We start from the raw sequence: 14,357 nt of genomic DNA on the forward strand, positions 1-14,357 counted from the left end.
ACCCCTACAGGGAGATCACATGAATCGCTGGGAAAATATTCAACTCACGCATGAAAACCGGCTCCCGCCGCGTGCGTACTTCTTCTCTTATGACACCGTTTCCCGGGCGCGCACGTTTGCGCGTGAAGCCAGCAGCCACTTTCTGTCGCTAAGCGGAAAGTGGAACTTTCGCTTCTTCACGAACCCGCTGCTTGTCCCGGAAAACTTTACCTCAGAATACATGGCCGACTGGGGCGATATTACCGTGCCGGGCATGTGGCAGATGGAAGGTCACGGTCAGTTGCAGTACACCGACGAAGGCTTTCCTTTCCCGGTGGACGTACCATGGGTGCCGTCAGACAACCCGACCGGGGCATACCAGCGCTGGTTTACGCTTTCTGAAAGCTGGCAAGAGAAACAGACCCTTATCAAGTTTGACGGCGTCGAAACCTATTTCGAAGTCTACGTGAATGGCCGCTATATAGGCTTTAGCAAAGGCAGCCGACTGTCTGCCGAGTTTGATATCAGCGATGCGGTACACAGCGGGCAAAACCTGTTGTGCGTGCGGGTTATGCAGTGGGCAGATTCCACCTACATTGAGGATCAGGACATGTGGTGGACGGCGGGGATATTCCGCGACGTCTACCTGCTGGGAAAATCACTCACGCATGTCCGCGATTTCACGGTTAAAACCACCTTCGACGAGGCATACCGGGATGCCACCCTCTTCTGTCAGCTTGAGCTGGAAAACCTTGCTGCACGCCCTGGCTGTGTTCAACTGGATTATACCCTGTACGACGGCGAGACAGTGCTGCACAAGGGAACAACCGACAACCTGACCGTCAGCGAGCGTGCGGAAACCGCCTTCAGCATTGAGGTGAGGCAACCCCGCCAGTGGTCCGCTGAATCGCCGGATCTTTATCATCTGGTCATGACTTTAAAAGATAACCATGGCCAGACGCTGGAAATCATCCCGCAGCGCATCGGGTTTCGGGATATCAAGGTGAAAGACGGCCTGTTCTACGTTAACAACCGTTATCTGAAGCTGCACGGCGTCAATCGTCATGACAACGATCATCTGAGGGGCCGCGCGGTGGGGATGGATCGCGTGGAGCGCGACCTGATCCTGATGAAGCAGCACAATATCAACTCGGTACGTACCGCCCACTACCCGAACGACCCGCGCTTTTACGAGCTTTGCGACCTGTACGGCCTGTTTGTAATGGCTGAAACGGATGTGGAGTCTCACGGCTTCGCCAACGTCGGCGACCTGAGCCGCATTACGGACGATCCGGTGTGGGAGCCGGTCTACGTTGAGCGCATCGAACGCCATATTCACGCGCAGAAAAATCATCCGTCGATCATCATCTGGTCGCTCGGAAATGAGTCCGGCTACGGCTGTAACATCCGCGCGATGGCCCGTGCGGCAAAAGCGCTGGATGATACTCGCCTGCTTCACTACGAAGAAGATCGCGACGCCGAGGTGGTGGACATTATCTCCACCATGTATACCCGCGTACCGCTGATGAATCTGTTTGGCGAATACCCGCACGCCAAACCGCGCATTATCTGCGAATACGCCCATGCGATGGGCAACGGTCCCGGCGGGTTGACCGAGTATCAGAACGTGTTCGATCGCCACGACTGCATTCAGGGGCATTATGTCTGGGAGTGGTGCGACCACGGTATTCAGAAAACAGACGCCAGCGGCAACATCTGGTACGCCTATGGCGGCGACTTCGGTGATTACCCCAATAATTACAACTTCTGCCTCGACGGGCTGATCTACTCCGATCAAACGCCCGGGCCAGGTTTGCGTGAGTACAAGCAGGTGATCGCCCCGGTCAAACTGCGCTGGCAAAACGGTGAGCTGCACGTTGATAACCGCTTATGGTTCACCAGCCTGGATGATTACACCCTGCTCACGGAGGTGCGTGCGGAAGGTGAAACGCTGCACAGCGAGCCACTGAACATCACCGGGTTGGCCCCCAACAGCTCCCGCAGCGTCAGCCTGCACGTGCCGGAACTGGACGAGCGCGAAGCATTTCTGACTGTACGTATTATCAAAAACAGTCCCACGCGCTACAGCGAGGTCGGGCACGAGATCGCGGTGTATCAGTTCCCGTTAAAAGGCCGCACGGCACGCCCGACACCGTTTATCAACACCAGTGCCACTCCGCTGCGTCTGGAGGAAGATCGCCTGAGCTGCACCGTGACCGGGCATAACTTCCGCGCGAGCTTCTCTAAAGTATCGGGAAAACTCAGCGCCTGGCAGGTGAACGGTGAGGAATACCTTACCCGTGAGCCGAAGATTAACTTCTTCAAGCCCATGATTGATAACCATAAGCAGGAGTATGAAGGGCTGTGGCAGCCGTATCATTTCCAGATCATGCAGGAGCACCTGCGCGGTTTCGAGGTTGAGCAGCATGACGATGCGATCATCGTCACCACCCGTACCCTGATTGCCCCGCCAGTGTTTGATTTTGGCATGCGCTGTACCTATCGCTGGCGCATCGCCGCCGACGGGCAAATCAACGTTGAGCTATGCGGTGAGCGCTACGGCGAGTACCCGCACATCATTCCGTGCATCGGCTTTACGCTTGGCATCAACGGCGGTTTCGATCAGGTGAGCTACTACGGGCGAGGGCCGGGTGAAAACTATCCGGACAGCCAGCAGGCCAGCACCATCGACCTGTGGCACACCACGGTTGATAAGATGTTTGAAAATTATCCGTTCCCGCAAAACAATGGCAACCGTCAGCAGGTGCGCTGGGCCTCCCTCGCGGATCGTCATGGCAGCGGCGTGCTGGTCGTACCGCAACAGCCTCTCCACTTCAGCGCCTGGCACTACACGGCTGAGAATATTCACGCCGCACAGCACTGCAACGAACTGCGCCGCTGCGATGACATCACGCTTAATCTTGACCACCAGGTGCTGGGCTTAGGCTCCAATTCCTGGGGAAGTGAGGTACTGGAGAGCTGGCGCGTCTGGTTCAGTCCGTTCCGCTACGGCTTCACATTGCTCCCGCTCAATGGCGGCCGCATCGCCTCGATGGCGCTGGCACGCCAGCAATTCGGCACCGGTTTCTTCTCCATGGATTTGCACAGCGAGGCAGACAAATGATCGTTCTTGAGAGCCTGGAACAGTTTCAACAGCATTACCGCACGGGTCGCAAATGGCAGCGCTGCTCAGAAGCCATTAACAATATCGATAATATCTCGCCCGGCGTAGCCCATTCGATTGGCGATTCGCTGGCCTACCGTGTGACCAATGATGCCAGCACCGACGCGCTGTTTGTCGGGCATCGCCGCTATTTCGAGGTGCATTACTACCTTCAGGGCGCGCAGAAAATTGAATATGCCGCCAAAGATGCGCTTCAGACAGTGGAGTGCTACCGCGATGAGACCGATCGAGAATACCTGAAAGGCGTGGGTACCACCGAACAGGTGCGCGAGGGGCAGATCGTAATTTGTGAGAACCATGAGGCGTATCGCTTTATCAGCGAGGAGCCGGTCAAAAAAGTCATTCTCAATGTGACCATCGAAGACGGTTATTTCCATAACAAATAAAAAAACGAGCGGTGCCAATGAAGCACCGCTAGCCTCTTACCCGGAGAAACGTTATGTCTGAAACCACCAAACGCAATACCATCGGCAAATTCGGCCTGCTGTCGCTGACCTTTGCCGCCGTGTTTAGTTTTAACAACGTGATCAATAATAATATCGAACTCGGACTTGCCTCCGCGCCGATGTTCTTTTTAGCAACCCTGTTCTATTTTATCCCGTTCTGCTTAATTATCGCTGAGTTTGTCTCGTTGAATAAAAACTCAGAAGCTGGAGTTTATGCCTGGGTTAAAAGTTCACTCGGCGGGCGCTGGGCATTTATTACCGCTTATACATACTGGTTCGTGAATTTATTCTTCTTCACCTCGTTATTACCGCGCGTCATTGCCTATGCCTCTTATGCCTTTCTTGGCTATGAGTACATTCTCACACCATTTGCCACAACGGTGCTAAGTATGGTGCTGTTCGCCTTCTCAACGTGGGTCTCCACCAACGGGGCGAAGATGCTGGGGCCAATTACGTCTGTAACCTCCACGCTGATGCTGCTGCTGACGCTCTCTTACATTCTGCTGGCGGGCGCGGCGCTAATGGGTGGGGTGCAGCCCGCTGATCCGATTACCGTCGACGCGATGATCCCGCATTTTAACTGGGCATTCCTCGGCATTACCACCTGGATATTTATGGCTGCCGGGGGCGCGGAATCCGTCGCGGTGTACGTAAACGATGTGAAAGGCGGTTCGAAATCTTTCGTTAAAGTGATCATCCTGGCGGGGATCTTTATCGGCGTGCTGTACTCCATCTCCTCGGTACTGATCAACGTCTTTATCAGCAGCAAAGCGTTGAAGTTTACCGGGGGTTCGGTGCAGGTGTTCCACGGTCTGGCGGTGTGGTTTGGCCTGCCGGAAGTGTTGATGAACCGTTTCGTCGGTCTGGTTTCCTTTACCGCCATGTTCGGTTCCCTGCTGATGTGGACGGCGACGCCGGTCAAAATCTTTTTCTCGGAGATCCCGACCGGCATTTTTGGTCCGAAAACCGTGGCGCTGAACGAAAACGGCGTACCGGCGCGCGCGGCCTGGATCCAGTATTTGATTGTGATCCCACTGATGATTATCCCGACCATGGGCTCCAGTACCGCGCAGGAGCTGATGAACACCGTCATCAATATGACCGCCGCAGCCTCAATGTTACCGCCGCTGTTTATTATGCTGGCCTACCTCAACCTACGTCGTAAGCTCGATCACCTGCCGCGCGATTTCAGGATGGGTTCACGAACCACGGGTATAACCATAGTGTCGATGCTGATTGTTATTTTCGCCATTGGTTTTGTGGCATCCACTTTCCCTACCGGTGCCAATATTCTGACGATTATTTTCTATAACGTCGGTGGCATTTTTTTATTCCTCGGATTTGCCTGGTGGAAATACAGCAAATACGTAAACGGATTATCAAAAGAACAACAACAAATTGAAGCATCACCTGCCTCGAATATTAACTGAAATAAAAGGCATGGATTTTATCTCATTGGGATGAGTTTATGAAAATTAAACAAAAAACATTGTGGGCACTCGCTGCCCTCTCTTTCTGCTGCCCTGCTATTGCCGCAGAAGATGCCCGGCCCGCTGAACATGACGATACCAAAACACCGGCAATAACCTCCCCGTCATTTCGTTTTTATGGCGAGATGGGCGTCGGTGGGTATATGGATTTAGAAGGTCAGGATAAACATAAATACAGCGACGGTACTTATATTGAGGGCGGTCTGGAGATGAAACAGGGGAACTGGTTCGGCCTGATTTACGGCGAAGGCTGGACCGTACAGGCGGATCATCAGGGCAACGCCTGGGTGCCCGATCACAGCTGGGGCGGGTTTGAAGGTGGGATTAACCGCTTCTACGGCGGTTACAAAACCGATAACGACACCGAGATCATGCTCAGCCTGCGCCAGGACTCGTCTCTCGATGACCTGCAATGGTGGGGCGATTTTACGCCGGATCTGGGCTATGTGATCCCCAACACCCGCGACATCTTGTACGCACTAAAGGTGCAAAACCTCTCCGGCAACCTGCGCTATAGCGTCACCGCCACGCCAGCGGGTCACCATGACGAAAGCAAGGCCTGGCTGCACTTCGGCAAATACGATCGTTATGACGACAAATTACCTATCCGGCAATGGCGAATGGCTATATTCAGTACGACATCCTGAAAGATGTCACCTGGATGAACGGTCTTGAAATTACCGACGGCACAGGCCAGCTCTTTTTAACAGGCGTTTTGACACCCAACCTGGCGGCACGCGCGTGGCATCATACCGGACGGGCAGATGGACAGAACGTCTCCGGCACGGAGAGCGGATTTATGGTCAGCGCCATGGTGGAAGCCCTGAAAGGCGCTTATCTCTCCACTGCTTACAGCTACGCGAAACATCGTCCGGACGATGCGGCTGAAGAAACTACCTCGTTTATGCAGTTCGGGATCTGGTACGAGTACGGCGGCGGGCGTTTTGCCACCGCTGCCGACAGCCGCTTCTATATGAAAAATGCCTCCGGCGACCCGAGCGATCAGGTCTTCCTGATGCAATACTTCTACTGGTAAAAAGGATCTACCACCATGAAATACGTCCTCACGCCGCTGGCCTGCGCGCTGGCGCTCAGTTTTTCGGCTCACGCCGCCACCGCAACTGACTTCAAAAACGTCATCAACCGTACCGGCGCACCGCTCTTCATGCAGGATTTCGACTACGACGACCACCAGCGGTTTAATCCCTTTTTTGAGATGGGTGCCTGGCATGGGCATTTGCTGCCGGACGGGCCGCAGACCCAGGGCGGATTTCCCGGCGTAGCGCTGCTCACCGAAGAGTACATCAACTTTATGGCGACGAATTTTGATCGCCTGTCCGTGTACCAGAACGGCAAAAAAGTGGATTTCACCCTTGAAGCCTACAGCCTCCCTGGCGCGTTGGTGCAGAAACTGAGCGCCAGGGATGTTCAGATCGTGATGACGCTGCGCTTTGCTTCTGCGCGTACTTCGCTGCTTGAAACCCGTATTACCAGCAAAACGCCGCTGGAGTTGGTGTGGGATGGCGAGCTGCTTGAAAAACTGGAGGCCAAAGAGGGCAAGCCGCGTTCGGATAAAACCATCGACAGCGCATATCCTGATTATCAGCGTAAAATTGTAGCCACGCGCGACGGCCTGAAGGTGACCTTCGGCAAGGTACGCTCCACCTGGGATCTGCTCACCTCCGGCAGTTCCGAATATCAGTTACACCGCTCTCTTCCTGCCGAGACCACCGTTGACGGACATCGCTTTACCAGCCGGGCACAGATTTCCGGCAGCACCACGCTGTACACTACCTACTCCCATCTGCTGAACGCCGATGACGTCGCGCGTGAACAGCCGCAGATCCGCGACATTCTGGCGCGTCCGGCCTACTTTATGGCCGCCTCGCAAGCGCGCTGGGAGAGGTATTTACAACAAGGGTTAACCAACCCGCACGCGACTCCAGAACAAACGCGCGTGGCGGTGAAAGCCATCGAGACGTTGAACGGTAACTGGCGTTCGCCAGGCGGCGCGGTGCGTTTTAACACGGTGACGCCCTCCGTAACCGGACGCTGGTTCTCCGGCAACCAGACCTGGCCGTGGGACACCTGGAAACAGGCATTTGCCATGGCGCATTTCAACCCGGAGATCGCCAAAGAGAACATCCGCGCGGTCTTCTCCTGGCAGATCAAACCCGACGATCCGGTGCGCCCGCAGGATACCGGATTTGTGCCGGATTTAATCGCCTGGAACCTGAGCCCGGAACGAGGCGGCGACGGCGGTAACTGGAACGAGCGTAACACCATGCCGAGCCTGGCGGCATGGTCGGTGATGGAGGTGTATAACACCACGCAGGATAAAGCCTGGCTTGCCGAGATGTATCCAAAACTGGTTGCCTATCACGACTGGTGGCTGCGTAACCGCGATCATAACGGCAACGGCGTGCCGGAGTACGGTGCGACGCGTGATAAGGCCCATAACACCGCTACCGGCGAGATGCTGTTCACGGTGAAAAAAGGTGATAAAGAAGAGTCGCTTTCCGGCCTGAATAACTACGCACGGATAATCGATAACGGCCAGTACGACAGCCTGGAGATCCCCGCGCAGGTGGCCGCCTCGTGGGAGTCCGGGCGCGATGATGCCGCCGTATTCGGATTTATCGATAAAGCGCAGCTGGATAAGTACGTTGAAAACGGCGGGAAACGCAGCGACTGGACGGTTAAATTTGCCGAAAACAGGAGTAAAAAAGGCGATCTGTTAGGGTATTCCTTATTACAGGAGTCCGTTGACCAGGCAAGCTATATGTACAGCGACAATCACTATCTGGCGCAGATGGCGAGCCTGCTGGGTAAAGAGCAGGAGGCCAGCCACTATCGCCAGCTGGCAGATAAGCTCGCAACCTATATCAACACCTGCATGTTCGATGCGAAAAGCGGGTTTTACTATGACATTCGTATCGAGGATAAGCCGCTGGCGAACGGCTGTGCGGGCAAACCTATCGTCGAGCGTGGTAAAGGGCCGGAAGGCTGGTCTCCGCTGTTTAACGGTGCCGCGACGCAGGAACATGCGGATGCCGTGGTCAAGGTGATGCTGGATCCGAAGGAGTTCAATACCTGGGTACCGCTCGGCACCGCCGCGCTGACAAACCCGGCGTTCGGCGCAGACATATACTGGCGCGGCCGGGTCTGGGTCGATCAGTTCTGGTTTGGACTAAAAGGCATGGAACGTTACGGCTATCGTGAGCAGGCGCAAACCCTCGCCGAAACCTTCTTTAAGCATGCGAAAGGGTTAACCTCGGACGGCCCGATTCAGGAGAACTATAACCCCCTGACCGGAGCACAGCAGGGCGCACCTAACTTCTCCTGGAGCGCGGCGCATTTGTATATGCTGTATAACGACTTTTTCCGTAAGAGCGATCGGTGATGCCCTCGTGCCCGGTGGCGGCTACGCCTTACCGGGTCTACGGTTCTAAAAAGTAGGCCGGGTAAGCGACAGCGCCACCCGGCAAAACCCTACCTTGTGATCCACAGCGTGGGCCAGGCATCTGGCCCATTCCAGTTATCACAGCTTGGCTCTTCCGCGTAGCGTACCAGGCGGAAGCGCTGGCCGTTAAAACGCCAGCGGGTCTGGATCCCACAGTCGCCAATCCCGCGTCCCAGCGCCAGCGTGGTCAGCTCGCGCGTTTTTTCGTCGAAGCTGGCATTCATCAGCTCCATGTCGCTACTCTGGCTGGAAGGGGTAAACGGCAGGCGCAATCTCACGCTCCTGGCCGAAAATGGTTTTTTACGCGACACCAGCCACGCCAGGTCGACGGTGTTGTACGCCCCCGCCTCACAGCTGATGATCATCAGCGCTTTGTCATCGGTCAGCGCGGTCACGCGCACTTCACGCCGGTTCGGATCGAGAGAGCACTGGCTATGGTTCATGCGCCAGGTACCGTAATCCAGCAGATCGTTGAGTTCGTTATGCGTCAGCGGCGTTGGCGTGGGGTTCACCACCGCCACCTTTTTTAATGCCGGCGCAGGCGGCACGCTCAGCGGTGGACTATCCCCTTTTTTAATCCACGCCGTTTCACTTCCGACGCGTTTTTGCTGGGCATCGATAAACAGCAGCGCCGCTTTCAGACCGGCCAGAGAAATTGTCTGCTTCCCCCCGCGCAGGGTCAGCGCCTGCCCTTCCTGAATGGTTTTCAGAAACGTGGTGATGGTGGACGTATCGTCTGTTTTAAGATGCCAGGGGGCTAACTGCCAGTGTTGCGACGTGAGTTTAAGCGGCACATTGTCGAGTAGCAGGCGCGGGGCGATGTCAGGCTCTTTCACCGGTGGCGCCGAAAGCCCGCCGAGATCGATGCGCAGGCAGGCGTCCGTTTTTGCCCCCGCACTGCGGCTCAGCGTCATGACCAGACCGCGATGCTCGCCGGTATTGCGCGCTACGCAGAAGTTCTGGTTATTGCAGGTCACCTGCCAGTCTGAAAAAGACTGCTGCGCAGGCGCAGCCCACACCAAAGGCGCGGGAAGCACGCAAATGAAGAAGAGAAGATAAACGCAGTAGCGCATGAACGGCACAGCCCCGGAAACGAATAGGTCAATCTGGGGCGTATCTTCGTGCCCAGGGCGGGCTGGCTCAATCGGATTTATCGGATAGATTTATCTGAAATACAACTTATCGCGCTTCCGCCGCCGCATTCATCAGCCCGCTGGTTTGCAGATACTGCAACAGGATCACCGCTTTACCGTCGCGGATCTCGCCGCGTTTCACCATGTCGACAGCCTGAGCGAAAGGCATTTCCAGCACTTCAATGTCTTCATCGTCCACGCCGCCGCCCCGGTGCGTGCGCTGAGCATCGGTATATTCCGCAATGAAGAAGTGAACCAGCTCGGTAACCCCGCCAGGGGACATAAACAGCTCAAAGACTTTCTGCACCGCACCCACTTCAAAACCCGTCTCCTCAATGGCTTCTTTGCGGATACACACTTCCGGCTCATCGTCATCAAGCAGACCTGCACAGGTTTCAATCAGACGTCCGTCCGCGTTGCCATTGACCCATGTCGCGATGCGAAACTGGCGGATCAGCACCACGCTTTGCTTTTCACGGTTATACAGCACGATGGTTGCACCATTGCCCCGGTCGTAGACTTCGCGTTTATGGCGAATGACGTCCCCGTTCTTACGGGTGAGATCGTAAGTGATGTTACGCAGGACAAAGTAATTTTCAGAAAGGATTTTGTCTTTAATAACGGTAATGTTCAGGGACATACGGGCTCCACGGCAAAATGAGTCTGTTTATACTACGCCGTGAAGCCCGCTTTGTCGCCCGTCTGCATTAATGCATGTTGCGCGGCGGCACGCCAAGCCAGTCCATGATCCCCTGCCCGGCATGACGCCCTTCCGCCATCGCGGTGACCACCAGATCCGCACCGCATACCGCATCACCGCCAGCAAAAATCTGCGGATTCGAGGTCTGGTAGCGATAACGGCTCTCCACGGAGGCCCTGATGCGCCCCCAGTCGTCGGTGTCGACGCCCTGCGCCTGAAGCCACGGCATGGCGTGCGGATTAAAACCAAACGCCATGATCACCGCATCCGCTGGCATGACAAACTCACTGCCCGCCACCGGGACAGGACGCCGCCGCCCCTGCGCATCCGGCTCGCCCAGCCTGGTGCGCAGCATCCGGATACCGTTAACCTTCCCGTCGGTATCCAGCGTGAGCTCAACCGGCTGGACATTAAATTCAAACGCTGCGCCCTCTTCTTTCGCGTTTTTAACCTCTTTCTTTGAGCCCGGCATGTTGGCCTCGTCCCGCCGATAGGCGCAGGTGACTTTCGCCGCGCCATGCCGCAGCGCGGTGCGCACGCAGTCCATCGCCGTATCGCCCCCGCCGAGCACCACCACGTTTAAACCCTGTGTGTCGATAAACGGTTCGTCTGCGGCAGGATCAAGGCCCATCACGTTCCGCGTGTTTGCCACTAAAAACGGCAGCGCGTCGTACACACCCGGCGCGTCTTCGTGAGGGATACCCGCTTTCATGGAACGATAGGTCCCTACGCCGATGAACAGGGCATCGTAGTCGTTTTGCAGTTGGGCCATCGACACGTCTTTTCCCACCTCGCAGTTCAGCTCGAAGCGGATGCCCATCGCGCTGAATATCTCTCTGCGCCGCGCTAACAGGGATTTATCCAGCTTGAAGGCCGGAATACCAAAGGTCAGCAATCCGCCGATTTCCGGATGGCGGTCGTAGACCGTCACGCCGACGCCGCTGCGCACCAGCACGTCGGCGCAGGCCAGCCCTGCCGGACCGGCGCCGATGATGGCGACGCGCTTACCGACCGGCTTAACGTGGCTGACGTCCGGCGTCCAGCCCATCGCCCGATCCGAGATATACCGTTCGATATTACCGATGGTTACTGCCCCTGACGCATCCCGCAGGGTGCAGGCGCCTTCACATAATCGATCCTGTGGGCAGACGCGGCCGGTAATTTCCGGTAAACAGTTAGTCTGGTGAGAAAGCTCAGCCGCACCGACGATATCCCCCGCCCCGATCCGCTCAATCCACTGGGGAATGTGGTTATGCAGCGGGCAGGTCCACTCGCAAATGCTATGCTCGCCACATTTCAGGCACCGGGATGCCTCACGCTGCGCCTGTTCCGGGCGAAACGGCAGGTAGATCTCGTTAAAATGGTATGCGCGTGCTTCGGGGCTGAGCTTATCCGGCTCACCGCGCGCCGGGGTGTTTTGCATCTGTTGCCGTTTGGTTTGCGGAGGGGCTGACTGAACCGCCTCGCTGTGCCACGGCAGCGCGTCCAGCCTTGCGCTGCGCTGTCGGCGCTGCTTAACCAGCTTATCCAGTACGGCTGGGGTGGCGAGCGTAAGCACCTCCGCCGGGCAGTTTTCCACGCAGGCCGGGCCTTGCGGCCTTTCCAGGCAGAGGTCGCATTTGTGCGCCGAGGCCTTAACGCTGTCGTTTTCCAGCGGGGCGATCAGCATGTCCATCGTGCCAAACGGACAGGCCACCACGCAGGCTTTACAGCCAATGCATTTTTGTTGATTGACCTGTACGCTGTCGTTGTGTTGCGTGATGGCTCCGTTCGGGCAGCTTTGCGCGCAGGGCGCATTTTCACAGTGGTGGCAGGTCACGGGACTTTTTCGCAAGCCAGAAGTAAGGACCGTAATGCGGGGATGAAAATGGCGCTCGCTCAGCGCGTGCTGTTCCCCGTTGTGCGCCATCACACAGGCGACTTCGCAGGCGCGACAACCGATACACTGCTGAGCATTGGCCATAATAAAACGATTCATAACAACACCTGTTTTTGGTTCAATAACCTTATTCTTTCTATTGTTATCGTATTTACCCACAGCGGCATGGCGACGCAATGTTCAAATGCCCAGGAAGCCGAACTATTTCCAGTGAACCTGTGGCAGATCAATTTAATTCAGGAAGCTGATGAGTGACCGTTAAACGCCCCGTATCGGGAAGCCTGGCTCGGGCTTTCTTTTCGATGATTGTCTTGTCCGTTCTGATCAGCGCCATTGCGCTGGTCACACTCGCCAGCAGCCAGCGCGACGCCGAGGCGATTAACATCGCCGGCTCGCTGCGTATGCAGAGCTACCGCCTGGGCTACGAAATGCAGCGCGCCAGCCCGTCGCTGGCGGAGCACCGCGCGGTCTGGCAGAAAACGCTGAGCGCGCCTGCGTTGCAGAAGCTAAACCGCTGGTATGTGCCTGAGGACGTCAAACAGCGTTACCAGCAGTTGCACCTTGGCTGGCAGGAGATGGACACGCGCATCGCCAGCGGCGATACCGGGTGGTATCAGAACCACATAGAGGATTTCGTGGGCCGGATAGATGCCTTTGTGCTGGCGCTTCAGCACTACACCGAACATAAAATTCAGCTGGTGATTTGCATGTCGCTGACGGGCGGCCTGGGCATCCTGCTGCTGGCGGTGGTGACCCTGCGGCGCATCCGCCGTCAGGTTGTGCTGCCGCTGAATAATCTGGTGGCGGCGAGCGAGCGTATCGAACAGGGGCAATTCGACACTCCCGCGCCGGATACTACGCTTCCCAACGAGCTGGGCCAGCTTTCCCGCGCCTTCAACCATATGTCGGCGGAATTACACACCCTGTACCGTTCACTTGAGCGCTCCGTTGCTGAAAAAACCCGCCACCTGAATGAAGCGCATCAGCAGCTCGAAATGCTGTTCAAATGCTCACAGGCGTTGAATACCGGGCAGATAGACAGCCACTGCTTCCGGCATATTTTGCAGATTGTGCATGACTATACGCAGATGAATTACCTGCAATTGCGCACCAGTGACGACTGGCAGCTTTACGAAGGACAGGAGTCCCCGGGCGAGAAAATGCACAATTTACCGGTGTTAATGCAGGACACCCTGTACGGCGAACTGCGCTGGCAAAGCGCGACCGGGGATGTTCCGCTGCCGCTCATGGAAAGCGTGGCGACGATGCTGGGCCGGGGGCTCTATTTCAATCAGGCGCAGAAACATTATCAGCAGTTGCTGCTGATGGAGGAGCGCGCCACCATCGCGCGCGAGCTGCATGATTCGCTGGCGCAGGTGCTCTCCTATTTGCGTATTCAGCTTACGCTGCTGAAGCATGCCGTGCCGGGCGACAATGCTCCGGCGCAGACCATCATTACGGACTTCTCCCGCGAGCTGAATAATGCCTGGCATCAGCTACGCGAGCTGCTTACCACCTTCCGCCTGACGCTCAATCACGCCAATCTTCCTGCCGCGCTACAGGAGTCTCTCGACGGGTTGCAAAGCCAGACCCGCGCGAAGCTGGTGCTCGACTGCCGTCTCTCATCGCTGGCGCTGGACGCACAAAAACAGGTGCACCTCTTACAGATTGTGCGTGAGGCAGTGCTGAATGCGATTAAACATGCCGACGCCAGCGAGATTGTGGTCAGCTGCGTCACCACCGCGGACGGCACTCACACGGTCACGATCCGCGACAACGGCATTGGTATCGGCGACGCCAGTGAACCGCCGGGGCATTACGGGCTGAATATCATGCGCGAACGCGCGGGACGGCTCGGCGGGACATTACACTTTTCTCAGCCGCCACAGGGTGGGACACAGGTCAGCGTAACGTTCCGGACGCCTGCGGCGCAGGCTGAAAAATAGCGAGAAAGAAGGCGCGCTGAAAAAAGCGCATGATAATTTACATTATCTCCTTTATTTCTCCACGTTTGACCTGGGCCTTACCGCTAAAGTTAGGCGGGCAATAAACAATAATGACGTGTAGCAAAACGAGGTCACAC

The 14,357-nt window shown here is 56.4% G+C and carries 8 protein-coding genes and 1 pseudogene; 6 read left to right on the forward strand and 3 right to left on the reverse strand.

The annotated features are described in order from the left end of the window. Window positions 1-19 precede the first annotated feature (19 nt). From ebgA to ygjK, 5 genes and pseudogenes are all read left to right on the forward strand, one after another. Window positions 20-3,103 carry a beta-galactosidase subunit alpha gene (gene ebgA / locus KTH07_RS14025; protein WP_032619291.1) on the forward strand — a complete coding sequence of 1,028 codons (3,084 nt, stop codon included), beginning with the start codon at window positions 20-22 and terminating at the stop codon, window positions 3,101-3,103. Continuing rightward, window positions 3,100-3,549 carry a beta-galactosidase subunit beta gene (locus KTH07_RS14030; RefSeq protein ID WP_015572213.1) on the forward strand — a complete coding sequence of 150 codons (450 nt, stop codon included), beginning with the start codon at window positions 3,100-3,102 and terminating at the stop codon, window positions 3,547-3,549. Before ebgA ends, KTH07_RS14030 begins: the two co-directional genes overlap by 4 nt. A gap of 53 nt (window positions 3,550-3,602) precedes the next feature. Beyond that, window positions 3,603-5,039 carry an amino acid permease gene (locus KTH07_RS14035; protein WP_032634971.1) on the forward strand — a complete coding sequence of 479 codons (1,437 nt, stop codon included), beginning with the start codon at window positions 3,603-3,605 and terminating at the stop codon, window positions 5,037-5,039. A gap of 38 nt (window positions 5,040-5,077) precedes the next feature. Then, window positions 5,078-6,135: pseudogene (gene ygjJ / locus KTH07_RS14040) on the forward strand (protein YgjJ). A 15-nt stretch (window positions 6,136-6,150) separates the two neighbouring features. Next, on the forward strand, window positions 6,151-8,502 hold the full coding sequence (ygjK, locus tag KTH07_RS14045) for an alpha-glucosidase (protein ID WP_217310771.1): 2,352 nt from the start codon (window positions 6,151-6,153) through the stop codon (window positions 8,500-8,502). Between the two features lie 89 nt (window positions 8,503-8,591). On the opposite strand, the gene KTH07_RS14050 is transcribed toward ygjK, so the two are convergent. The 3 genes from KTH07_RS14050 to aegA form a co-directional block, all read right to left on the reverse strand. Beyond that, window positions 8,592-9,635, reverse strand: a complete 1,044-nt coding sequence (locus KTH07_RS14050) for a DUF1176 domain-containing protein (protein WP_023304185.1) — start codon at window positions 9,633-9,635, stop codon at window positions 8,592-8,594. 106 nt (window positions 9,636-9,741) lie between these two features. Then, a complete protein-coding gene (gene nudK, locus KTH07_RS14055) occupies window positions 9,742-10,335 on the reverse strand; it encodes a GDP-mannose pyrophosphatase NudK (protein ID WP_015572208.1) in 594 nt (197 codons plus the stop codon). Between the two features lie 67 nt (window positions 10,336-10,402). After that, window positions 10,403-12,373, reverse strand: coding sequence for a formate-dependent uric acid utilization protein AegA (gene aegA, locus KTH07_RS14060; RefSeq protein ID WP_074147569.1), 1,971 nt, complete (start codon window positions 12,371-12,373; stop codon window positions 10,403-10,405). Window positions 12,374-12,525: 152 nt separating this feature from the next. Between aegA and narQ the strand changes: the two genes are divergently transcribed. After that, on the forward strand, window positions 12,526-14,220 hold the full coding sequence (gene narQ, locus KTH07_RS14065; protein ID WP_032634970.1) for a nitrate/nitrite two-component system sensor histidine kinase NarQ: 1,695 nt from the start codon (window positions 12,526-12,528) through the stop codon (window positions 14,218-14,220). Window positions 14,221-14,357 lie beyond the last annotated feature (137 nt).

It is taken from the genome of Enterobacter cloacae complex sp. ECL72 (genome assembly GCF_019056635.1).
Taxonomy (GTDB): Bacteria; Pseudomonadota; Gammaproteobacteria; order Enterobacterales; family Enterobacteriaceae; genus Enterobacter; species Enterobacter hormaechei_C.